The sequence below is a fragment of the Streptomyces sp. MUSC 14 genome (assembly GCF_001866675.1).
In the GTDB taxonomy this organism is placed as follows: Bacteria; Actinomycetota; Actinomycetes; order Streptomycetales; family Streptomycetaceae; genus Streptomyces.
Window position 1 is genome coordinate 17487 of record NZ_MLYN01000015.1, and the last position, 20978, is coordinate 38464.

The window sequence follows — 20978 nt, forward strand, 5'->3', positions numbered from 1 at the left end:
GGATCTGGTGCTGCCGCCGCGCGCGCCCGGCTAGGCCGGGACCGGGTCCGGGTCCGACACCGGGTCCGGCGGTACGGCGGGTGCGGTGGGTACGCCGGTGGTGTCGCCCAGGTGTTCCGCGGCCCAGTGCTGCCAGCGCTCGGCGCAGCCGGCGACTCCGGCCCGGTAGGAGGCGGCGAGGACATGGGCGCCGAGGTCCGGGCGGTGGATCAGGCCGGCCGCGACGACCGCCCACCGCTCGACGTCGGCCCGCTCCCGGGCCGGGGCGAGCGAGCCGATGCGTTCCGGCACGTCCGCCAGGGTGTGCAGCAGGGGTCCGCGGTCGCCGTAGGCCAGGGTGACGGCCAGCTGCCGGCCGATCCGGCGCCGCAGCTGCTCGCCCGGGGTCTGTGCCCGTGCGGTGGCGAACAGCTGCTCGGCGGTGGCGAAGGACCGGGTACGGGTGACCAGGGTGAAGCCGGCGCGCAGCAGGTCGCCGCCCGACTCGAAGCACGCGGCGGCTTCCTCGTAGCGGTGTGCGGACAGCAGGCACTCGGCGGCCCGGCCCGGCCGGCGGGCGCGCTGCCAGCAGTCGGCGGCACGCGTCAGGTCGCCGGCCTGTTCCCACAGTTCGGCCGCCTTCAGCGGGTGGCCGGCCTCGTCGTGGCAGCGGGCGGCCTGGGCGTAGTCGCCGGTCTGCTCGTAGCAGTGGGCGGCGCGCACCAGCAGGTCGGGCGGTCGCGTCCTCACCGGAGGCGTTCCCGCTCGGGGGGCGTCTCGCCCGGTTCGTCCCGCTCGTGCGGCCGTGGCGGCTCGGGTACGGGCTCCCGGCCGGGTACGACCTCCTCGACGCCGGGCCTGCGGTCCAGCACCCGGCCGAGGCCGTGGGCGATCTCGTCGTGGGTGGCGTCGTGGTCGCCGACCCGGGTGGCGCGGCCGATGTCGTCCACCCGGAACAGCTCGACCTCGCCGGTCTCGGCGTTGTACCGGAACTCGACCCTGACCCGCATCGCTCAGGCCTCCATCTCGAACTGGATGTTGAGCATCCCGTCCGTCTCGTCGACCCGCAGGTCCTGCACGCCGTGTTCGCGGGCGTACGTCACGATGGCGTCGCGGTAGGCCACGGCCAGGACCTCGTGCACGGGGCGCAGCAGGCCGGTGCGGGCGTCGCGCAGCCGGGCCGCGGCGTCGCGTTCGAGTTCCTCGCGGCGCCGGCCCGCGTCGGCCGCGGCCCGGCGTTCGGCCTGGGCGCGGGCCTCGGCGTCGATGTCGTCGCGCTGGTCCGCGAGTTCGCGCTGCCCGGCGAGGCGCTGCTGTTCCTCCTCGCGCGCGATCTGCTCGGCCGCCTCGCGGTCGGCGCGTTCCTGGGCCTGCAGCCGCGCGGTGCGCTCGGCGACCGACCTGCTCAGTCCGGCCCAGCTGTCGTCGTAGTACCGGGCGCTCTCCTCGGCGATGGCGTTCACCTCCACCGTGCCCCGCAGGGTGCGGGTCACCTCGGCCTCGGCGGTGACGACGTCGGTGAGCCGGGCGGTCATCTCGATCTCGCCGGTGGCGAGGTGGTAGACGATGACGCCGTGGTCCGTGTCGAGCCGGTAGGCGTCGTCCTGCCAGGTCCAGCGGGTGTCGGCGCCCAGCGCGGACTCGAAGGCCTTGCGGGCCGGGACACCGAGCAGGGTCCCGAACTCCTGGCGCAGGGTGGCTTCCGCGGCGACCTCGGTGCTGGCGCTGGCCGTGCGGCTGATCTCCTCCTGCCACATGCGGGTGAGCCGGCTGGAGGCCCGGACGCGGACGCGTCGGGGATTGCACATGGTGGGGTACCCCCTTGTGTGTTCCCGCCCTCACTCGAACTGGTCGAGCAGGGCGTTCACTTCGGCGATGATACGAGACAGCTCTGCCTCGGTCCCGGTGTTCACCGGCGGATGTTCTCGCAACTCCCGTGCCAGGTCGGCGAGTTTGTGCAGTCCCTCGACGACGCTCCACTCGCTGGGCTGTCGTTCGCCTCTGAGCGGGGCGCCGATCTCGCGGGCGTCGAGCAGGATCTCGTGGTCGGAGCGGCGGCGCCGGGCCGGCTCCCCGCCGTGCTTCTCGACGACGGCCTGGACGGCCTCCTCGACGGTGGTGCGGTCGGCCGGGTCGGTCCAGATGTGGGCCAGCGGCCACAGGTCGACCGGCTCGGCGGTGCGTGACTCGCGCAGCAGCGCGGCCGCGGCGACCAGCTTCAGGCTGCGCACCAGCCGGCGGTCCGAGAGCCGTACGCCCTGGATCAGCAACTGCCGTACCAGTTCACGGTGTTCGCCGAGGACGGGGTCGAGGTCGACGTCGCGCAGCCGGAGGGTGAGCCGGCCCAGCCGTTCGACGGTGACCGTGCCCGAGCCGCTGTCGGCGCCGGCCGCGACGGGGCCGCCGCCGCGCCGCGCCTCTTCGGCCGTGAGCACGGCGTCGGTGAAGCGGCGGGTCTCGTGGCCCCAGCCCACCTGGAGCAGCCGTTCCAGGTCGGTGCCGCCGACCGGTTCCACCTGGAGGCGGAGCAGGAAACGGTCGGAGAAGGCGGTCAGGCCCGGGTCGTCCGGTATGTCGTTGGTGGCGCCGAGCAGGCTGATCAGCGGGGCGCTCTGGGCCGTGGCGCCGTTGTGGTAGCGGCGCTCGTTGAGGAGGGTCAGCAGGGTGTTGAGGATGGCGCTGCTGCCCTGGAACACCTCGTCCAGGAAGACGAGTTCGGCCGTCGGCAGCATGCCCTCGGTGCGCACCTGGTAGGTGCCCTCGCGGAACCGCTCGAAGTCCAGCGCGCCGAAGATCTCCGACGGCTCCGTGAACCGGGTGAGCAGATAGCTGAATTGGCGGGCCTCGACGTGCCGGGCGAGGGCGGAGATCAGCTCGCTCTTGGCGGTGCCGGTGGGGCCGAGCAGCAGTGCGTGTTCCCGACAGACCACGGCGAGCTGCAGCAGCCGTACGGCCCGCTCACGGCCGACGAACTCGTCGCCGAGCCGTCGCCGTACGTACTCCAGGTCTCTGATGGTGTCGACGGTGTCCTGGCCCCAGCTCACCGCGCCTCCTGCCTCGTGTCGCTCGTGTCCGCCACGGTGTCAGCGCCTGCCCGAGCGGCGCTGCTCGCGCCGTTTGCGCTGCAACCGGCCGACGATCTGGCCCAGTTGCTCGGGGGTGGGCGGCACCGGGGGGTCCTGGAAGTGGGCGGCGACGAAGGCGTCCCGGAAGACCGAGTGGATGTCGTCGCCGTTGCGGCCGCGCAGCGCGGACGCGATCAGTTCGTCGACGCCGCCGCCGACGTCGATGCCGAACTTGGCCGCGTGCAGGCTGATCATCTTCAGCCGGGCCTCGTCGTTGGGCAGGTCGATGGCGATGGACTCGAAGCGGCTGGGCCGCAGCAGCGCCTCGTCGATGAGGTTCAGCCGGTTGGTGGTGCCGATCACCAGGGTGGGCACCTCGGGCCGGAAGCCGTCCATCTCGGTGAGGATCTGGGCGACGACGGCGTTGCCGGCCCGGGTGCCGCCGTCGGAGTGCTCCGAGCGGCGTGAGGCGATGGAGTCGAACTCGTCGAAGACCACGACCGAGGGGGCGTTGCGCCGCGCCTCGGCGAAGATCTCCCGGACGTTGCGCTCGCTCTCGCCGACGTAGGTGCCCATGACCTCGGGGCCGGAGACGACGAGGATGGTGGCGTTCATGCGGTTGGCGATCGCCTTGGCGAACAGGGTCTTTCCGGTGCCGGGCGGGCCGTGGAAGATGAAGCCGCGCGGGATCAGCTTGGTGCGCAGGTGGTCGAACTCCAGCGGCAGCCGGTGGTGGCCCATCACGATGTCGATGGCGCGCTGGATGTGGGCCTTGACCTCGTCGTAGCCGGCGATGTCGTCGAAACCGACGTCCGGCACCTCGAAGTTGCTGGACATCTGGGCCTTGAACGCCCGGATCGTGGCGTACAGGTCGCGGGCGACGGGGGCCGGGTGGTCCCGGTGGACGCTCATCGCATAGCGCATGGCCTGGCGGAGCAGCACCGGGTTCATGCCGGCGACGTGTTTGTAGAACTCGACGGGGTCGTAGCGCTCGAAGCGCGCGGACTCGCCGACCGTCACCAGGGCCCGGCCCAGCGGCTGTTCCTCCCGGTCGTCGCGGAACCGGACGGTGCGCGGGACGCCGGTGATGGTGACGCGGGTGCTGAACCGCTCGCCCAGCACCTCGGGCACCGACAGCGAGGGCGCGGCGAAGGCGAGCATCACGCGCTCGGGCGCCCCGTGCAGCAGCTCGGTCACCTCGCGGGCCTCCGGCGAGAGCTGTCCGTCGGAGCCGCCCGCGAGCAGGTCGAGGTGCTGGACGACGAGCACGGTGTCGTCGTTGAGGGCGCGCACCAGCTCGCGCAGCCGGCCCAGGAGGCGCTGGCGCGGGTTCTGCTGCACCGGGATGAGCGGCTCCCCGCCCGGCGGCTGGTCCTCGGCCTCGGCGTCGTCGCCGTCCGGGGGCTCCTCCAGGACCTCGGCGCGCAGTCCGGCCCGGGTCGCCATCTCCCGCCACAGGTGCGGCACCACCGGCTTCTCGGCCACGACCAGCACGGACAGCCCGGCCCGCAGCAGCGAGGAGACCTGGGCGATGTCCCGGCCGTAGGCGAGGACGGTGGCCTCGTCCTCGTGGAGTTCGGCGGGCTGCGGGTGCCGGAAGGCGGGCTCCTCGGGCGGGGCCTGCTCGCGCGGCGGCGGGTCCTCGTGCCGGGCGGCCGGGGTCTTGGTGAGGTCCGGCCGGGCCGCGGCGTACGTCGGCGGATAGAGCGGGGTGCCGGGCGAGAGGTCGGCCTGGAGGAGCAGTTCGGCCGAGACGGTCTCCCAGGCCAGCAGGTCCCAGCCCGGCGGGAGCGGCAGGAGCAGCATGTACGGCCCGGAGGCCAGCGCCTGTTCGACGGTGACATGGGGCGGCTGCCGGCGCAGGGCGGCCCGGGCCGGCTCGTCCGGCGCGACGACGGAGATACGGCGCACGCTCGTGGTCATGCGGGACTTCCCCCCCTTGCTTCCAGCCGTTCCACCTGCCGGTACAGGCGTACGCCCGCCAGGTACTCCTTGCCGATGCCGGAGCGGGCGCGCAGCAGGTGCCGGTGCGAGCGCTCCAGCCGGGCCAGCGCGGCCCACCAGCGGGCGACGGGGCGGGCCGCGTCCAGGTCGGGCGGCGCGGCCAGGCCGATGCGCGCCCGGCGGATCAGTGCCAGGTGGGCCGCCGTGTGGCGCAGCAGTGCCGCCTCGTACACGTCGATCACCAACTCTCTTTCGTTCATGCGGAGTTGGTCGAGCAGCCGGCCGCGCCACAGGGCCTGGGCCGGGGAGGCCGGGGCCTCGCAGTAGACGGTGGTGATCAGCCGTCGTCCCTGAGGGTGCGTCAGCAGTCGGTCCTCCAGGAGGAGTTCGGCGTCGCTCTCGCCGACCGGGTCCGGCCGGTCGAGGAGCCCGGTGAGCGGCGAGGCGGCGCGCAGCCGGCCGGCCAGCGCCGGGTCGGTGACGTGCGGCAGGGCGGGCGCGACGACGGCGTGGTGGGCGAGTACGTCCCACAGCGAGCGGGCGGGCGGCACCGCCCGTACCGTCTCGGCCGCGAGGCCGGCCCGGTCCCGGCCGCCGACGGCGGCGGCGAGCAGCAGCGCGCCCACGCCGACCGGGCGCCGCTCCCCCGACGCCAGCGCGTCCAGCCGCAGCCGGGCCGCGGTCCGCACGGCCAGCCCGACGACGGCCGCGCCGACGTCGGGCGGCGGCACGGCAAGGTCCTGCGGATCCGTCAGTTCGCCTTCGGGCGGGGACGGGGCCGCCGCCGTGCCGTCAGTCGTCGTCGACCACAGCAGCACGCGCACGGCGGTATCGACCGCGGTCATCTTTCACCCACTGTTCGCATTCGCGTACCGAGTCGCCGGAGCGGGCGTAGAACCGCAGCAGCCGCTCGTCGCCGGAGAGGTTGATCAGTCCGGCCACCTGCCAGGGCTGCCGGAAGGTGCCGAGGTGCAGATCGACGTCGATGCTGGAGAGCCCCGAGTCGTTCCCGGAGAAGAGATGGGTGTGGTACCAGCCCATCAGCTGCCGGTCCGGCCCGGAGGCGGTGATGCGCTGGTTCATGTCGCGGAAGGAGTCGCCGGTGAAGGTGAAGTGCAGCGCTCCGGCGCCGGAGTGCTCGGCGGGGGTGACCTCGGTGATCTCCACGAGATAGCGGTCCGGCTGTGCCTCGCCGTCGCCGCCCGCCGCCGGCGGCCGGTCGGGGCGCAGGACCCTGAGGACCTTGCCGAGCAGGAAGCCGCCCTCCTCCAGCCGGCGGGAGAGCTTCATCTCGTGCAGATGACCGTGCAGGTCGGCGGAGAGCAGGACCGTCACCGGGCCGAGTCCGGCCGCGTCGATGCCGAGCTGGTCCGGGTCCAGGCCGGGCATCGGCGGCTCGGCCACCTTGCGCACGGTGAAACTACGCCTGCTCTCGCGCAGGTTGAGGTCCATGGTGCCCTCGACCTCGGGGGTGGAGCGGCCGAGCGCGACTCCGCTGAGGGAGGGGTGGTCGAGGCAGAAGCCCCACACCTCCTCGTCGGGATCGACCTGCTGGACCACGTGCTGGAGGACCGGGCCGAGCAGTTCGCGCACCGGGAACTCGCCGTCCACCACCTTCTCCGAGCCGCGGGTGACGGTCAGCGCGAGCCTGCCGATCTGGCTGCGGAGGTTGTGGATCGTGCGCGGGCCGTCCGCGAGCCGGGGGTCGGGGCGGCGCAGATAGCGGATCTCCAGGACCAGTTGCTCGTCCGGGTCGCCGCCGGCCAGTTCCCTGCGCACCGCCTCGACCAGCAGGGAGGAGAGGGTCATCTTGCCGACCAGTTCGAAGGAGGTGCCCTTGTAGAGCAGCACCATGGCGGTGCCGGCGCGGGCTTCGTCAGTCATCCGGGCTCGCTTCCACGCGCTCGACCTGAAGGAATCGGGAGCGGTCGGCCCGCTCGGTCAGTCCGGCCCGGGTCAGCCAGGTGGTGCCGCCGATCTCCTTGATGCGCTCCTGGCCCTCCCAGGAGAACGCCCAGGCGGCGGCGTCCGCGTCGAGGTACTCGCCGCGCTGGAGGATGTCCTGCACCAGGCTGTCGTAGTCCCGGGCCATACGGTAGTCGTGCGGCAGGATCTCGTAGTTGCGGTACCGCACCATGTCGATGAGCATCTGGCACAGGGAGTACATGCTGAGGTCGGGGGTGTAGTCGGTCATCAGCGGGCCGAGGCACACGCCGCCCTTGTGGTCCTTGTCGCGGGCGATGTTCGGGTGGAAGACGTCCGACTGCCAGCGCACGCGGGGTGCCTGGATGGGGAACTCGGCGGGCATCCAGACGATCAGCTCGTGCCGGTCGATGCGCTGCGGGTCCAGGGGCCAGGCCTCCAGGTCCTCGGGCGGCGCGAAGCCGGGGACGTGCAGCTCCACCGTGTACTCCAGCGGCAGCCGGTCGTCGTCCATCTCGACGAGCGTGAACTCCGGGTGTTCGGCGGCGAAGTCGACGATGTCGTCGCGGGCCCGCGCGAGGGCCTCCAGCCGCAGCCAGGTGTCGACGCCGGCGGTGGACTCGGCGGACATCTGCAACTGGCCGCCGTCCCTGACCCCTTGGTTGTGCAGGGGTTCCTCGGGGTCGAGCCGGTGGGCCTCGCCGTTGTCGTCGCGGTAGTCGACGACGGCGCGCAGCAGATGGCCGTTGGCGTCCTGGGCCACCTCGGGCCGGTACTGCGCCCAGACGGCGGGGACGAGTTCGCCCGGCAGGGTCGTGTTGGGCACGTACGGGATCTCGAACTGCTGGCCGTCGGGGCCCATGACCTCCAGGCGTGTGTAGAGGGTGGGCCGGAAGTCGTACTCGCCGTAGAGCACTTCGACGCCGGGGGCGATGCGCGCGGCCCGCTCGCGCAGCTCCTCCAGCCGGTCGGCGGGCGGCGCGGCGATGCGGAAGGCGGCCTGCCGGTGTCCGGCGTAGAGCTGGACGGCGTCGGCGTCGAGCAGATCGCGCACGAGTCTGAGCAGTTCGGGGTAGGCCTCGCTGCCCACGAACTCCACCGTGCGGTACAGGGTCTCGGCGTTGCCGCCGGCGCCCTCGCGCTCCTGCTCCTGCGATTCGAGGAAGCCCCGGATCTTGGCCAGGTCCTGGTTGCCGGGCCAGCGCCGCAGCACCGCGTCGACCAGTTGCCGTACGCCGTCGCGCTGGAGGGCGCCCAGCTCCAGGGCGCGCACCACCTGCCGCCAGTAGGCGGCGACCTCCTGGGCCGCGTCCCAGCGGGGCCGGGTGAGCGGCGGGAAGTCCATGTCCTCCAGCAGTTCCTCGGCCTGGCTCTGGGTGCGGTAGATGTCGGCCAGCGTATCGACCAGGACGCGTTTGATCTCGCCCGGCAGCTTGCCCGTGTCGTAGCTCATCGGGGCGTTCCTTTCCCGCCGGCCCCGGAGAGTTCCAGGTAGCGGATTCCGCGGGTGCGGCCGGTCGTGACGACCGGCAGGATCTCGCGTGGTGCCACGCCGAGATCAGCGAGCCGGGCGCGCGGAGGCGCGTCCGCGAGCCGGGTGGATGCGCGCGTGGGCGCGGTACCGGGCAGCGGCGCCCAGGTCATCACGGTCTCCTCGGGAGCGAGGCGGCCGGTCAGGTCGGCCGCGGTGGACTGTGCCGTGTACGGGACGGCGGACACGAGGTCGGCGGGGATACGGCTGTGCAGCGGGCAGCCGGGGTCGCGGCGCGGGGTGACCGGGGTCGCCGTACCGCCGGCGGCGTCGACCCGGACCACGCCGGGTGCGGGGCCTGCGCCGCACAGCAGCCGTACCGCGGTGACCGCCAGCCAGGAGCCGATGAGCGCGGAGACGGGCGCGGAGGCGCCGGCCTCGGGGACGACGGCGTCCGTGCAGGCCCAGGGGTCGTCCTGGGCGGCGCGGTCGCGGGCGGTCAGACCGCAGCCGAAGCAGGGGCCGTCCGCCTCGTACAGCCGTATCTCGCCGCCCCAGGCGCTGGTGCCGCCGTCCAGCAGGGCCGCGCCCATCTGCAGGCAGCGGCCCGCGAGTTGGAGCCGGGCCGCGAGGCTGTCCAGGCAGCTGACGACCAGGGAGGCGTCCCGCAGTTCCGCGAGGCCCACCCCGCTGACCAGGGGGGCGATGCGGGCGTCGACGCGGGTCACCGGGGACAGCTCGGCGAGGTGCCGGGCCGCGGCGGCAGCCTTGGGCGCGCCGATGTCGGCGGCGCGGAACAGCGGGGCGCGGCTGAGGTTCGACTCCGAGACGGTGTCCGGGTCGCACAGCACCAGCCGGCCGACGCCGGCGAGGGCGAGGGCCTGCGCGCACTGGCTGCCGAGCGCGCCCGCTCCGCACAGGACGACGGTGGACGCGGCGAGCCGTCGCTGGTCCCAGCCGGCGATCAGGGCGTGGCGGTCGAAGCGTCCCATGGCTACTCCCGCCTCAGTGTGCGGAAGTTCATCGGGCACTGTTTGACGGTCAGTTCGCTGCGCCACTGCTCGAAGCAGCCGAGGCCGCGCGCCGGGTCCTGGTGGACGGCCTTGCGGCAGCCGGGCGCCTCGGGCGAGCAGGGGCAGACGACGACGGTCTCGAACAGCCGGAAGGTGTGGGTGCACACGAAGCAGGCGTTGCGCCGGCCGGGGCGGCCGAGCACCGGGTCGTCGGGCATCAGCCGGACGGTGTGCAGGGTGTCCGGGCGGGGGTCGGTGTCGTCGACGCCGTGGAAGAACGCGGCCTGCGCACCCGGGTCGGGCGGTCCGGAGGCACCCGGGGCCTCGCCGCTGCACGGCAGGTTGCGCAGGTGGTGGGTGACGTCGGCGAGTCTGCCGTCCTCGGCGTGGCGCAGGTACACGGTGTCGTCGAGCCGGAAGGTGTGCCCGCACACCCGGCAGGGGGCGCGGCGCGCGGAGCCGGGCCGCCGCCAGGTGCCGAGCCAGCGGGAGTCCAGGGTGGTGGAGGCCGGGCCGTCTGCGCCGGCCACCTGCGGGTTGTCGCCGCGCTGGAGCCCACGCTCGAAGGCGCTGGCGACGTCGGCCGGCGCGGAGGCCCCGGCGGGCGTCTCGGATGTCGTCACGCGGCACGACTCCCTCGGGAGCACTGGCGCACCTCGTCCGGCGCATGACCGGCAAGGACGAGGGCCACGTGGGCGGCATCGCAGGCCCGGCCGACGACGGTGCAGTGAGCCGACGCACCGTACAAACCCTCGGCGAAGACGAACACGGCGGACGCCCCGGCAGGTGTCTCGGATATCGTCACGCGGCACGACTCCCTCGGGAGCACTGGCGCACCTCGTCCGGCGCATGACCGGCAAGAGCGACGGCCACGCGGGCGGCGTCGCAGGCCCGGTCGACGACGGTGCAGTAGGCGAGCGCGCCGTAGAAGCCCTCGGCGAAGACGAACACGGCGGAGGCCCCGGCAGGTGTCTCGGATATCGTCACGCGGCACGACTCCCTCGGGAGCACTGGCGCACCTCGTCCGGCGCATGACCGGCAAGGACGAGGGCCACGTGGGCGGCATCGCAGGCCCGGCCGACGACGGTGCAGTGAGCCGACGCACCGTACAAACCCTCGGCGAAGACGAACACGGCGGACGCCCCGGCAGGTGTCTCGGATATCGTCACGCGGCACGACTCCCTCGGGAGCACTGGCGCACCTCGTCCGGCGCGTGACCGGCAAGAGCGAGGGCCGCGCGGGCGGCGTCGCAGGCCCGGTCGACGGCGGTGCAGTGGGCGAGCGCGCCGTAGAAGCCCTCGGCGAAGACGAGCGCGGCGGCGTCGTCGAGCGTGCCGCGGGTGCCCACGACGGTGTCGGCGCAGTCGAGCAGGCCGTCCGCGTACGCCCCTGACCAGCAGGAGTTGAGGACCACGCAGACGAGCGGCGCGGCCAGGGCGAGCGCGGCGGCCAGGGCGCGCACCGGGACCGGTGCGGAGGTGCCCGTGTCGTCCTCCAGGAGCAGCCGTCCGTCGTCGGTGCCGTGTCCGGCGAAGTGCACGAGGTGCGGCCGTGCCGTGCGGAGCCCGGGAAGGAGGTCGGCGACCCGGACGGCCGGGTGGACGGTCACCGTCAGCCGGCCGGCGGAGCGGGCCGCCGCGTCCTGGACGACGCGCTGCTCGGCGCCGAGGCGCAGTCGGGCCTCGTCCAGCGGCGCGGCCATCAGGCACAGCACCCGCAGGCCGGCCGGCGCGCCCTGCCCGGCGAGGGCGGCGAGGCCCTCGTGTCCAGGGAATCGGGCGGCCGCCGCGGTGACGAGGTCGCCCAGGGTGATGCCCGCGAAGCGGCCCTGGTCGACGGTCCGGCACACCGTGCGCCACCAGGAGGCGGCGGGCAGCGGCCCGCCGAATGGCGGCAGCAGGGCAGGGCTTATTCCCAGGTCCTCAAGGAATGCGTGACCGCTCAGGACGTCCGGAAATAATTCGCCCAGTGTTTCGAATGCGCCGGCGTCGCGCAGTTGTTTCCATGTCGGACTGGCCATCCGTCGTCCCCCGAGACAACTACCGTTGCTGCACAGGCCCTTGGGGAGAAGAGTACGCGCAGTGGCGCCCGGCGGGTGTAGTTTCGGATTCCGCAGCACACTTATCGGGGGCGGGTTTGATCGAGCGTCTGGAAATGATCACCTGTGGTGGCCGCGAAGCCGGAAAATCGATCTTCGAGATCGATTTTGACCAACAGGGAGAGAGTTCCCGCGGCGGATTCCGGGAGCGTCACGGCGTACTGGTGCACGGCGGCGGCGAGCACGTCGTGCAGCGCATCGCGCACACCGACGGGGCCCGCCGGGAACTGGAGCGCACCGTGCGCACCGCCGACGTGCTGGTCCGCCGGCTCGGTGTCACCCGCTACCCGCCCGAACTGGGCCGGGTCATCGGCTACCGGCCGGACGACCGGGCCCCCTTCCTGGTCGCCACCCGGCGCGGCCGTCCCCTCGCCGAACTCGCCGACCGGCTGCCGCTGCCGCCGGGCGAGCTGTCGGCCGTCGCGGACGGCGTCCTCACGGTGCTGCGGCACCTGAACGACCTGCGCCTGGTGCACCGGGACATCCGGCCCGCCACCCTGTGGTGGGACGGCACCACCGTGCAGCTCGCCGACTTCGGTCTCGCCCTGGACGAGGGCGATCCGCGCGGCGGTCCGGCCGGCACCGACCCGTGGCGCTCCCCGGAACAGGCGGCCGGCCGGGGCCGCGCCGACTGCCGCGACGACGTGTACGCCGCCGGTGCCGTCCTCTTCCACCTCACCACCGGCGAGGAGGTCACCACCGCGGCGGAGATGCGCGACCGGGTGCGCTGGCTCGACCCCGGCCTGCGCACCCTGCTGGACGGGGTCTTCACCGACGAGGCCCGTCACCGCGTCACCGGGTACACCCTCCACCTGCGCCGCGACACCCGGACCGGCCGCGGCACCGCACAGGGGCCGGGCGCGCGCCGCGTGCCCGGGACGGCCGAGCGGGAGCAGGAGGCCCGGCAGCACTTCCGGGACCTGCGCGCCCGGCAGTACGCCTTCGAGCAGGCGTCGCGCAGACCGCCGTACGCCCCCGCCGGTGCCCCGGGGCCCGCCGGCCGGACCGCCTGGCTCCCGGACCCGCGCCCGGGCCGGTGGCAGACCGTCGTCGTGTACGCCGTCCTGGCCGTCGCCCTGATCGCCGTGGTCGCCGCCGTGGTCGCGGTGGCCTGACAGGAGGAGTGACGTGACAGACCACGTGAGGTGCCCCATCTGCCTGAGCACCGTCGACTGGGCGCAGGCCGAGACCGTCACCCTCGACGCCGACGGCCGGCCCGAACCCCTCGTCCGGCTGCCCGGCGAGGACGACGTGCGCTGGAACCACCGCCGCCTCGACGCCTACCGGCTGTGCGCCGGTGGCGGCGGCGAACCGCATGTCCTGCCCGGCCGCTACGGCGACTTCGGCGAGCCCCTGGTCATCGGGGTGGTCGGCGAGTCCGCCGCGGGCAAGAGCCATCTGCTCGCCGCCATGCTCGGCACGCTCTCCGACGTCGACCGGATGGCCCGGCTCGGGCTGGTCGTCGGCGGCCTCGACCTGAAACTCCACCAGCGCTATCTGAAGGACGTCGTCCGCCCCTTCCTCGACCAGGGGCTGGGCCTGGCGGGAACCCCGGCGCAGCCGCCGGAGTTCACCGACGCGCTGTGGATCCACAACAGCAACACCGGCCGCAGTTTCGCCGTCGCCTTCTTCGACGTCTCCGGTGAGTGGCTCGCCGACCACGACGCCGAGGTGCCGTTCCTCGGCGCGGTCAGCGCGCTGGTCTTCGTGGTCGACCCGACCCGGATCCGCGGGCTGACCGCCGCCGGCGGCAGTGTCACCGGCGATCCGTCCTTCGGTGTCGTCCTCGACAAGATCGCGCGGCTGCGCGGGGTCGACGGCGCCCAGTTCCTGCCGCTGCCGGCCGCCGTCGTGATCGGCAAGTGCGATCTGCTGCGCCACCACGAGAACCTCGTCGACCGCTGGTTCCAGAACGCCTCGCCCGACGAGGAACTGCACCTCGCCACCGTGGAGGAGGAGAGCGAGGACGCGTACGCCTTCCTCAGCTCCCGGGACGCCCGCGGCTGGCTCGCGCCGTTCGTGCGCTGCGCCCGCTCCACCCTGCACTTCGCCACGGCGACCGGCCACAAGGCCGTCGAGGCGGACGGCGTCCAGCGCTCCCCGCACGGGAGTTTCGCGCCCCGCCGCACGCTCAAACCCATGCTCGCCCTCTTCGCGATGTGCGGGGTGCTCGGCCCCACCGACCTCGGCCAGGGAGCTGCCGGATGACGACGGTCGACCAGATCCTCTTCGGCTGGGCCGAACGGGACCACGAAGGCAACGCCGGGGTACGGCCCGTCGCGCACTCCGGGCTGCGCACCATCGACCGCTGGGCCAAACGCCTCCAGTACGTGTGGGCCACCCAGGACGGCCAGGGCGACCAGCCGGAGGCCGCGGCCAGCCTCGTCCACCTGGTGTTCGAGGACGAGGCGGCCGTCCTGCGCAAGCTGCCCTCCCGCAACCCGCACGGCCGGGGCGGCGCCACCCTGACCCATGTCCTGGTCGGCGACCCCCGCGCGATCGACACACGCCTCGCGCTGGGGCTGCACGACTGGCCGGGCTGGCAGGACCGCGAGCCGGACGGCACCCGCGGCGCGCTGACCCCGCTCGACCTGGCCGGGCTCGAACAGGCCGCGCGGCCGGGGCTGGCCGCGCTGCGCGAGGAGGCCGCCGGGATCCCGGCGGACCAGCTCACCACGCTCGTCGCCCGGGTGCTCGCCGACCCGGCGGAGGACTTCAGCGTCATCGCCCGGCCGCAGCTCGCCCTGCCGATGATGACGGCCCTGTACGACATCGTCGGACCGGTGGCCGGCCGCCCCTGGACCTTCGCCGGCCGGGAGTCCACCGACAAGGGCAGCCATCAGCCCCGCGTGGTGTTCCTCGCCGCCCGCCCGCCCCAGTCGATGTACATCAACCAGCGGCTGCGCGTCGACGTCGGCGAACCACCGCCCGCGTCGGAGACCGCCCGCTTCGCCGCCCAGCTGGTCGAGCTGTACCGGGCGGCCGGGCACCCCGCCCTGGAGCGGATCCGCCCGCACCGGCCGCTGACCGACGCGGCCGACGCGGCCGCCTGGCGGCGGTCGGTGCCGGTCGTGGACGGCCGGATCGCCGACCCGCGGCCCGGGCCGGACGTCTTCCTCGACGACGCCCTGCTGGAGCAGGCCGCCGCCCGCGGCGCCCTCGTGTCCGGACAGGCCGATCTCGAAGGGGAGTTGAGACGGCAGCCGGCGGACTGGCTGGCCGCGGCACTGCGCCGCTGGCGCCCCCTGGAACAGCGCGCGGTACGCCGTCGCGCACTGCGGGACCTCCTGGTGAGCGAGGCCGTGGAAGCCGCTCTGGGCGGCGGGCCCGACGCGCTGGTGCACGCGACGGCCGACGCGGAGCCCCCGGCCCCGACGGTGGCCGCCGCCTTCCTGCGGCACGTACCGGACGAGGGCCTGGACCTGAGCCGGGCCGGGCACCGCCGGCTGCTGGTCGTGGCCCTGCACCTCGGCCTGCCCGCCGGCACGCTGGACCACGGCGGCCTGTTCGCCGCCAGCCCGGCGGACGAACTGCTGGACTTCGTCGCGCGCCACGCCGACCACTTCCCTCACGCCGCGCATCTCGTGCTGCGCCACCTCGCCGATGCCGGGCAGAGCCCGGACACCGCACGGCTGTGGTACGGCCACGGGCTGCTGCTCGACCCGGTCGACCGCATCGCCGCCGGCGACCGCGCCAAGGAGACCGACTGCTTCCGCCAGCTGCTCATCGCCGCCCACGGCCCGGCAGTGGACCGCGCGGCCGCCCGGGAACTGGTCGAACGCGCGGGAGTCCGGGCGCCGCTCGGGCTCTACGCCGCCGCGCTGGAGCTGGCGGCCGACGACGCGGCCCAGCAGCCGATCCGCTACGAGCTGTCGGAACAGTTCCTGCGCGACCACGGCTACGCCGGGCCCGTCACGGGCTCGGCCGCCGCCTCCGCGTACGGCACCCGGCCGCACACGCCGGTGACCGGCGGATCCGCCGCGCACGCCCCGACCACCGCCCCGGCGGACCGGCCCCGGTCCGCGTACCCGCACCCGCACACCGCGTGGGGGCATGCGGTCTCCGCGGGTTCGGGCCGGCCCGCGCAGTGGGTCGACCCGGACCACCCGCACTGGGACACGCCCGCCCCGGCCCAGCGGCCGGCACACGGCCCGGGCGATCCGTACTCCGGGAGCGGACCGCAGACGTCACCGGACGACGGCAGCCGCCGGGGGCTGGACCGCCTGGGGCTCGACGGGGTGAGCCTGTTCTTCCTGAGCGCGCTCGTCCTCATCCTGGTCGGCGCGCTCGGCTACGTCGTGCTGAACTCCATGCTCTGAACTCCCCCGACCCGCAGCCCGCCGGACGACACGAATGACGCCGTATGACATCCACTGAAGAGTCAACGCCGCCGCCTCCCAGGGCGGTTCCCGCGCAGCGCACCGGCACGGATCCGGAACTCGACCGGATCGCCGGGCGCATCCGTGCCCTGGCCCTGCGGGGCCGCGCCGACGGTTCCGACACCCGGGTCCTGGACCGTGTCGTCGAGGATCTGGAACGGGGCGGTGCCACGCTCGCCGGCACCGACCTGGTCGCCGCCTACCCGCCCGAGGTGCTGCTCCCGGACGCCACCGCGCGGGGCCGCAGCACGCTGGAGGGCTGGCTCGGCGTCGCCCGTGACGTGCTGGTCTTCGCGCCGATCGCGCTGACCTGGTGGCGGCTGCGCGGCGCCCTGGACGCCTATCAGGCCAGCCGCAGCGAGGAGCCCTTCCTGCTCGGCTGGGCGCGCGGCTTCCCGCAGGGCAGCCCGGCCGAGGCGACGACGGTGACGCTGGGCACCTCCGCGCTCCATGTCACCCTGCTCATCCTGGCCGTCGTCGCGCTGACGCTGGCGCTGCACGCCCTGCAGCAGAACCGGGAGCGCAACCTCTCCCGCGAACAGGAGCGCCGGCAGCTCGCCGCCGAGCTGGCCCTCGCGACGTTCCTGCTGGCCACGCCCGCGCGACCGGCCGGCAAACCGCTGGACAGCCGCAGCGCGGACCGGCTGGCCGCCCAGCTCAACGCCGGTACGCAGCAACTGGAGACGGCGCTGCGCCGGACCTCCGAGGAGATCCAGGCCGTCCTGGAGACCGGGCCCGGCAGCCGGATCCAGACCGCGCTGGACGGCTGGACGACGACGGTGGACGAGCTGACCCGGCTGATCCGGGCGCTCACCCCGCCGAGTCAGCTGGCCCAGGACCTGATCCGGATCCGGGAGCAGACCGCCGAGGACGAGGCGAAGCTGCGGGCCGCCATCGAGACGCTCGTCGGCGATCTGCGCCGGGCCCAGGAGGCGACCGGGCAGGAGATCCACCGGCACGACCTCGCCGTCGCCGCGGTACGCGAACTGGCCCGCAGCCTCGGCGAGACGCTGATGGTGTTCACCGAACGGGCGGAGAACCTGGTCGACTCCACCCGGGGCATCTGGCAGCTGGTCGACCGGCTCGACACCCGCGCCGGGCATCTGCCGCCCGGCGGCCTGGACAACGCCGACCCGCCGCCGTACCGGGGCCGGCCGTGAAGGGGCTGCCGCCACAGGGTGCGGCCGGGCGTACGGTCCTGCTGGCGGGGTGGCTCTTCGCCGATCTGCTTCTGCTGCTGCTCGTGGTCGCGCTGGGCTCCCTGCCGCGCGAGCAGCGCGCGGGCGCGCATCCGTCGCCGACGCCGAGCGACCCGGCCGGCTCGCCGAGCAGCCGGCCGGCCGAGCGCGGACTGGTGCTCAAGCCGTGCAGCTTCACGGTGCGCACGGGCAGCGACGCGTCAGTGCGGCAGCAGTTCGGCGCACAGCTGCGCGGGGCGGGGGTGGCGAGCCGTACGGCGGGTTTCGTGCTGTCCTTCGGTACGGCGACGGACCCGGGGCCGGGCCAGGCCGCCGCCGACAAGGTCAACGTGCAGATCACCAAGGGGTTCTCGCACTTCCAGCACGCTCCCAAGCGGGGCTACTGGAAGGGCGGAGCGTCCGGCAAGGTCCGGATCGACGTGTTCTTCCTCGCCGCGCCCGACGGCGGCACCGCGTTCCCTAAGGGCTGTCACGACGAGGGCGACTGACGGTCACACCAGCGGCGGGGCCTGGACACCGGGGCGGAACTTCGGGAGGCGCAGGGTGATCCTGGTGCCCGCGCCGACGCCCGTCTCGATGACGAGGCCGTGGTCGTCGCCGTAGGCCTGGCGCAGCCGGCGGTCCACGTTGCGGAGGCCGATGCCGGTGGCCGCGCCGGCCGTGCCGCGCAGGATCGCGCGCAGGCGTTCCGGGTCCATGCCGACGCCGTTGTCCTCGATGACGACGCGGGCCTCGGTGCCCTCGTCCTCGGCGGTGAGGGTGATGACGCTGCGCTCCACGGACTCCTCCAGGCCGTGTTTGAGGGCGTTCTCGACCAGGGGCTGCAGGCAGAGGAACGGCAGGGTCACGGGGAGCACCTCGGGGGCGATGCGCAGGGTGACCTCCAGGCGGCGGCCGAAGCGGGCGCGGGCGAGTTCCAGGTACTGCTCGATGGCGCGCAACTCCTCGGCGAGGGTGGTGAAGTCGCCGTCGCGGCGGAAGGAGTAGCGGGTGAAGTCGGCGAATTCCTGCAGGAGTTCACGGGCGCGCTCAGGGTCGGTACGGACGAAGGAGGCGATGCTCGCAAGGGAGTTGTAGATGAAGTGCGGGGAGATCTGGGCCCGCAGGGCGCGCAGCTCGGCCTCGTGCGCGTCGGCGCGGGCCCGGTCGAGGCCGGCGAGGTCGAGTTCCAGCGAGAGCCGGGCGGCCGCCGCCTCGGCGGCCCGGGCGTGCGCGCCGGTCTCCGTGGCGGCACACACGACGAGGGCGCCGACGGGCCGGCCGCCGGCCGTGAGCGGCGCCAGGGCGCCCCAGCGGACCGGGCAGCCCTCGTCGTCGCACGCGAGCGGCAGGGTGCGGCTGCGGGGCGGGCCGGTGAGCTGCGCTGCGAGCTGGTCGCGGTGGTGGTCGGCGGCGCCGTCCCAGGCGAGGACGCGGGTGCCGTCGGTGAGGGCGAGGGCGGGCGCGGCGAGCAGGGGCCGCAGCCGTCGCGCCGCCCTGCGGGCCGTGTCCGGTCCGAGTCCCGCGCGCAGGGGCGCCGCGGCGAGCCCGGCGGAGTGCAGGGTTCGCGCAAGGGCTCGGGCCTCGTCGCCGTCGGCCGCGTGCTCCCGCTGCCTGCGCGCCGCCCCGTGCCCGAGCGCGGCCCCGCACACGAACACGGCCAGCCCGAGGAGGACGAGGGCGAGGGTGCCGAGGACGGTCATGGGCGGGTCCGGGGGCGGGGTGACGGACGGGGGCTCGGCGGGGGTGGTTCGGGCAGGTGGAGGCGGGCCATGGTGGCGGCGGTGCCGGGCGGGACGCGGTTGCGGGTGGCCAGCGAGATGAGGATCATCGCCGCGAAGCCGGCCGGCACGGACCACACCGCGGGCCAGGCCAGCAGGGTGTGCGGCCAGCCGGGGTCGGCGCCGCCGGCGATGGTGGCCGTCACCGCGGTCAGCGCCGACCCGCCGCCGAGGAGGAGCCCGGCGATCGCGCCCTGCGGGGTCAGGCCGCGCCACCAGATGCCGAGGACGAGCAGCGGGCAGAAGGAGGAGGCCGAGACGGCGAAGGCCAGTCCGACCGCGTCGGCCACGGGCAGGTCGCCGACCAGGGCCGACGCGGCCGTGGGCACCGCGATCGCGGGCAGCGTGGCGAGCCGGAAGTGGCGTACGCCGAGGGTCGGCAGGACGTCCTGGGCGAGCACGCCCGCGACGGACATGGTGAGTCCGGAGGCGGTGGACAGGAACGCCGCGCAGGCGCCGCCGGCGACGAGCGCGCCGAGCAGGTTCCCGGCGGCCCCGCCGATCAGCCGCTGCGGCAGGACGAGGACGGCGGCGTCGGTGTCACCGGTCAGCAGCAGGTCGGGGGCGTAGAGGCGGCCGAGCATGCCGTACAGCGGCATCAGGAGGTAGAAGGCGCCGAGCAGGCCCAGCACGCTCACGGTGGTGCGGCGGGCGGCGCGGCCGTCGGGGTTGGTGTAGAAGCGCACGACGACGTGGGGCAGGCCCATGGTGCCGAGGAAGGTTGCGAGGATCAGCCCGTAGGTGGCGTACAGGCCGTGTTGCTCGCGGGACGAGGACAGCGGCTCGGCCCGGCCGGCAAGGGCCCGGCCGGCGGTGCGGTCGGGCAGGGGGACGACGGCGCCGGCCGGGAAGCGGACGGTCGTGTCCGCGCCGAACCGGTGCGGGCCCTCGGCCAGCCGCTGCGAAACCCCGTGCACGGTACGCCCGTCGACGGTTCCGGACACCGTCACGCCGACCGGCTCGCGCACGGTCACGGTGAGCGGGCGGTCGACGCGGACCTCGGTGGAGCGGTGGAAGACGGGCCGCTGGTCCCAGGCGGGCGCGGGGGCCCGGTCCGCGCGCCAGGCGAGCAGCAGGAACAGCACGGGCACCAGCAGGGCGGTGAGTTTCAGCCAGTACTGGAAGGCCTGGACGAAGGTGATGCTGCGCATGCCGCCCGCGGCGACGGCGGCGGTCACCACGGCGGCGACGACCAGAGCGCCGAGCCAGCCGGGGGCGCCGGTGAGCAGTCTCAACGTGAGTCCGGCGCCGCGGAGTTGGGGCAGCAGGTACAGCCAGCCGATGCCGACGACGAGCACCCCGGCGACCCGGCGGACCGCGCGGGACTCCAGCCGGGCCTCGGCGAAGTCGGGCAGCGTGTAGGCGCCGGAGCGGCGCAGCGGGGCGGCGACGAAGACGAGCAGCACCAGGAAGCCCGCGGTGTAGCCGATGGGGAACCACAACATGTCGACGCCCTGGGCGAGGACGAGCCCGGCGACGCCGAGGAAGGAGGCGGCGGAGAGGTATTCGCCGCTGACCGCGCAGGCGTTGAGCCGGGGGGCGACGGTGCGTGAGGCGACGTAGAAGTCGGAGGTGGTGCGGGAGATGCGCAGGCCGAGCGCGCCGACGAGGACCGTGGCGAGGACCACGGCCGTCACGCCCGCGATGCCGTACGTCCGGTTCACGGTCAGGGGCGCTCCGCACGGACCCGGGCGGCCGGTCCGGTCTCGTTGCGCTCGGCGCGGCGGACGTACCAGGCGCCGACGGCCAGCAGCGTGGGGTACGGCGCCACGCCCAGCACGAGCCAGACGGCGAGCGGGACGCGGGGCTCCGTGGTGGCGAGCGGCAGGAGGCGCAGCAGGACGGGGAGCAGGCCGAGCGGGACCGCGAGCAGGGCGGACACGAGGAGGGCGGCTCGTAGTTGATGACGCATCACATGCCGTGCCGCGGCGTCGTGTTGGAGCGTGTCCGGACGGGCGTCCGGCGAGACCCGCGGGCGCGGCGCCGCACGGTCGGGGTGTCCCGGGTGCTGCGCGGTGACCACCTCTCTGCGCGGGACGGACTCCGCACCCATGACGTACTCCCCGAGGCCGCGGTGATCACCTGGTGTGCGGCGAGTGTACGCAGCGCGCGACGCGCCCGACAGCCGCCGGACGGGACCGGACGAG

23 protein-coding genes are annotated in these 20978 nt (G+C 74.3%); 5 read left to right on the forward strand and 18 right to left on the reverse strand.

The genetic code is table 11. The features are described from left to right. Window positions 1–30 precede the first annotated feature (30 nt). The 15 genes from BIV25_RS08650 to BIV25_RS50860 form a co-directional block, all read right to left on the reverse strand. Window positions 31–729 (reverse strand): hypothetical protein, encoded by a 699-nt coding sequence (locus BIV25_RS08650; RefSeq protein ID WP_071371598.1) that lies wholly within the window; start codon window positions 727–729, stop codon window positions 31–33. Continuing rightward, window positions 726–989, reverse strand: coding sequence for a hypothetical protein (locus BIV25_RS08655; RefSeq protein WP_071371599.1), 264 nt, complete (start codon window positions 987–989; stop codon window positions 726–728). The genes BIV25_RS08650 and BIV25_RS08655 overlap by 4 nt, the downstream gene beginning before the upstream one ends. A gap of 3 nt (window positions 990–992) precedes the next feature. Further along, complete coding sequence (locus BIV25_RS08660) at window positions 993–1787, reverse strand: hypothetical protein (protein ID WP_071371600.1); 795 nt, start codon at window positions 1785–1787, stop codon at window positions 993–995. A 30-nt stretch (window positions 1788–1817) separates the two neighbouring features. Next, entirely contained in the window at window positions 1818–3023 is a 1206-nt protein-coding gene (locus BIV25_RS08665) for an AAA family ATPase (protein ID WP_071371601.1), read from the reverse strand. Between the two features lie 39 nt (window positions 3024–3062). Then, on the reverse strand, window positions 3063–4967 hold the full coding sequence (locus BIV25_RS50855) for a 26S protease regulatory subunit (protein ID WP_071371602.1): 1905 nt from the start codon (window positions 4965–4967) through the stop codon (window positions 3063–3065). Then, window positions 4964–5833 (reverse strand): hypothetical protein, encoded by an 870-nt coding sequence (locus tag BIV25_RS08675; protein WP_071371603.1) that lies wholly within the window; start codon window positions 5831–5833, stop codon window positions 4964–4966. Before BIV25_RS08675 ends, BIV25_RS50855 begins: the two co-directional genes overlap by 4 nt. Further along, complete coding sequence (locus BIV25_RS08680; protein WP_071371604.1) at window positions 5781–6872, reverse strand: JAB N-terminal domain-containing protein; 1092 nt, start codon at window positions 6870–6872, stop codon at window positions 5781–5783. The genes BIV25_RS08675 and BIV25_RS08680 overlap by 53 nt, the downstream gene beginning before the upstream one ends. Beyond that, window positions 6865–8364, reverse strand: a complete 1500-nt coding sequence (locus BIV25_RS08685; protein WP_071371605.1) for an effector-associated domain EAD1-containing protein — start codon at window positions 8362–8364, stop codon at window positions 6865–6867. The genes BIV25_RS08680 and BIV25_RS08685 overlap by 8 nt, the downstream gene beginning before the upstream one ends. Further along, window positions 8361–9374, reverse strand: a complete 1014-nt coding sequence (locus tag BIV25_RS08690; protein WP_071371606.1) for a ThiF family adenylyltransferase — start codon at window positions 9372–9374, stop codon at window positions 8361–8363. The genes BIV25_RS08685 and BIV25_RS08690 overlap by 4 nt, the downstream gene beginning before the upstream one ends. Before the next feature lie 2 nt (window positions 9375–9376). Further along, window positions 9377–10018, reverse strand: a complete 642-nt coding sequence (locus BIV25_RS08695) for a hypothetical protein (protein ID WP_071371607.1) — start codon at window positions 10016–10018, stop codon at window positions 9377–9379. Next, window positions 10015–10200 (reverse strand): hypothetical protein, encoded by a 186-nt coding sequence (locus BIV25_RS08700; protein ID WP_071371608.1) that lies wholly within the window; start codon window positions 10198–10200, stop codon window positions 10015–10017. The genes BIV25_RS08695 and BIV25_RS08700 overlap by 4 nt, the downstream gene beginning before the upstream one ends. Further along, on the reverse strand, window positions 10197–10382 hold the full coding sequence (locus BIV25_RS08705) for a hypothetical protein (RefSeq protein WP_071371609.1): 186 nt from the start codon (window positions 10380–10382) through the stop codon (window positions 10197–10199). Before BIV25_RS08705 ends, BIV25_RS08700 begins: the two co-directional genes overlap by 4 nt. Further along, window positions 10379–10564 (reverse strand): hypothetical protein, encoded by a 186-nt coding sequence (locus BIV25_RS08710; protein WP_071371608.1) that lies wholly within the window; start codon window positions 10562–10564, stop codon window positions 10379–10381. Before BIV25_RS08710 ends, BIV25_RS08705 begins: the two co-directional genes overlap by 4 nt. After that, window positions 10561–11415: a CHAT domain-containing protein gene (locus BIV25_RS08715; RefSeq protein ID WP_079176513.1), complete on the reverse strand. Its 855-nt coding sequence runs from the start codon at window positions 11413–11415 to the stop codon at window positions 10561–10563. The genes BIV25_RS08710 and BIV25_RS08715 overlap by 4 nt, the downstream gene beginning before the upstream one ends. Before the next feature lie 101 nt (window positions 11416–11516). Then, a complete protein-coding gene (locus BIV25_RS50860; RefSeq protein WP_177235199.1) occupies window positions 11517–11699 on the reverse strand; it encodes a hypothetical protein in 183 nt (60 codons plus the stop codon). On the opposite strand from BIV25_RS50860, the gene BIV25_RS08720 reads away from it, so the two are divergent. From BIV25_RS08720 to BIV25_RS08740, 5 genes are read left to right on the forward strand one after another with little or no spacing between them, the layout of a single operon-like run. Continuing rightward, window positions 11682–12608, forward strand: coding sequence for a hypothetical protein (locus BIV25_RS08720; RefSeq protein WP_177235200.1), 927 nt, complete (start codon window positions 11682–11684; stop codon window positions 12606–12608). The genes BIV25_RS50860 and BIV25_RS08720 overlap by 18 nt on opposite strands. A 13-nt stretch (window positions 12609–12621) precedes the next feature. Further along, window positions 12622–13701, forward strand: coding sequence for a hypothetical protein (locus BIV25_RS08725; RefSeq protein ID WP_071371613.1), 1080 nt, complete (start codon window positions 12622–12624; stop codon window positions 13699–13701). Beyond that, window positions 13698–15812, forward strand: coding sequence for a hypothetical protein (locus BIV25_RS08730; RefSeq protein WP_071371614.1), 2115 nt, complete (start codon window positions 13698–13700; stop codon window positions 15810–15812). The genes BIV25_RS08725 and BIV25_RS08730 overlap by 4 nt, the downstream gene beginning before the upstream one ends. A 44-nt stretch (window positions 15813–15856) precedes the next feature. Continuing rightward, the gene (locus tag BIV25_RS08735; protein ID WP_071371615.1) at window positions 15857–17032 is read left to right on the forward strand and encodes a hypothetical protein; all 1176 of its coding nucleotides are present in this window, start codon (window positions 15857–15859) and stop codon (window positions 17030–17032) included. Beyond that, window positions 17029–17559, forward strand: coding sequence for a hypothetical protein (locus BIV25_RS08740; protein WP_079176515.1), 531 nt, complete (start codon window positions 17029–17031; stop codon window positions 17557–17559). The genes BIV25_RS08735 and BIV25_RS08740 overlap by 4 nt, the downstream gene beginning before the upstream one ends. Before the next feature lie 3 nt (window positions 17560–17562). On the opposite strand, the gene BIV25_RS08745 is transcribed toward BIV25_RS08740, so the two are convergent. From BIV25_RS08745 to BIV25_RS08755, 3 genes are read right to left on the reverse strand one after another with little or no spacing between them, the layout of a single operon-like run. Beyond that, complete coding sequence (locus BIV25_RS08745; protein ID WP_071371616.1) at window positions 17563–18753, reverse strand: sensor histidine kinase; 1191 nt, start codon at window positions 18751–18753, stop codon at window positions 17563–17565. Beyond that, the gene (locus BIV25_RS08750; RefSeq protein WP_071371617.1) at window positions 18750–20495 is read right to left on the reverse strand and encodes a cation acetate symporter; all 1746 of its coding nucleotides are present in this window, start codon (window positions 20493–20495) and stop codon (window positions 18750–18752) included. Before BIV25_RS08750 ends, BIV25_RS08745 begins: the two co-directional genes overlap by 4 nt. Window positions 20496–20497: 2 nt before the next feature. Further along, window positions 20498–20884, reverse strand: coding sequence for a hypothetical protein (locus BIV25_RS08755; RefSeq protein ID WP_071371618.1), 387 nt, complete (start codon window positions 20882–20884; stop codon window positions 20498–20500). Window positions 20885–20978 lie beyond the last annotated feature (94 nt).

What these genes read in the sequence shown, in the direction of transcription:
- BIV25_RS08655 (WP_071371599.1), bottom strand. Translation starts at nt 989, where the DNA reads ATGCGGGTCAGGGTCGAGTTCCGGTACAACGCCGAGACCGGCGAGGTC.
- BIV25_RS08660 (WP_071371600.1), bottom strand. Translation starts at nt 1,787, where the DNA reads ATGTGCAATCCCCGACGCGTCCGCGTCCGGGCCTCCAGCCGGCTCACC.
- BIV25_RS50855 (WP_071371602.1), bottom strand. Translation starts at nt 4,967, where the DNA reads ATGACCACGAGCGTGCGCCGTATCTCCGTCGTCGCGCCGGACGAGCCG.
- BIV25_RS08675 (WP_071371603.1), bottom strand. Translation starts at nt 5,833, where the DNA reads ATGACCGCGGTCGATACCGCCGTGCGCGTGCTGCTGTGGTCGACGACG.
- BIV25_RS08680 (WP_071371604.1), bottom strand. Translation starts at nt 6,872, where the DNA reads ATGACTGACGAAGCCCGCGCCGGCACCGCCATGGTGCTGCTCTACAAG.
- BIV25_RS08685 (WP_071371605.1), bottom strand. Translation starts at nt 8,364, where the DNA reads ATGAGCTACGACACGGGCAAGCTGCCGGGCGAGATCAAACGCGTCCTG.
- BIV25_RS08690 (WP_071371606.1), bottom strand. Translation starts at nt 9,374, where the DNA reads ATGGGACGCTTCGACCGCCACGCCCTGATCGCCGGCTGGGACCAGCGA.
- BIV25_RS08715 (WP_079176513.1), bottom strand. Translation starts at nt 11,415, where the DNA reads ATGGCCAGTCCGACATGGAAACAACTGCGCGACGCCGGCGCATTCGAA.
- BIV25_RS08730 (WP_071371614.1), top strand. Translation starts at nt 13,698, where the DNA reads ATGACGACGGTCGACCAGATCCTCTTCGGCTGGGCCGAACGGGACCAC.
- BIV25_RS08735 (WP_071371615.1), top strand. Translation starts at nt 15,857, where the DNA reads ATGACATCCACTGAAGAGTCAACGCCGCCGCCTCCCAGGGCGGTTCCC.
- BIV25_RS08745 (WP_071371616.1), bottom strand. Translation starts at nt 18,753, where the DNA reads ATGACCGTCCTCGGCACCCTCGCCCTCGTCCTCCTCGGGCTGGCCGTG.
- BIV25_RS08755 (WP_071371618.1), bottom strand. Translation starts at nt 20,884, where the DNA reads ATGGGTGCGGAGTCCGTCCCGCGCAGAGAGGTGGTCACCGCGCAGCAC.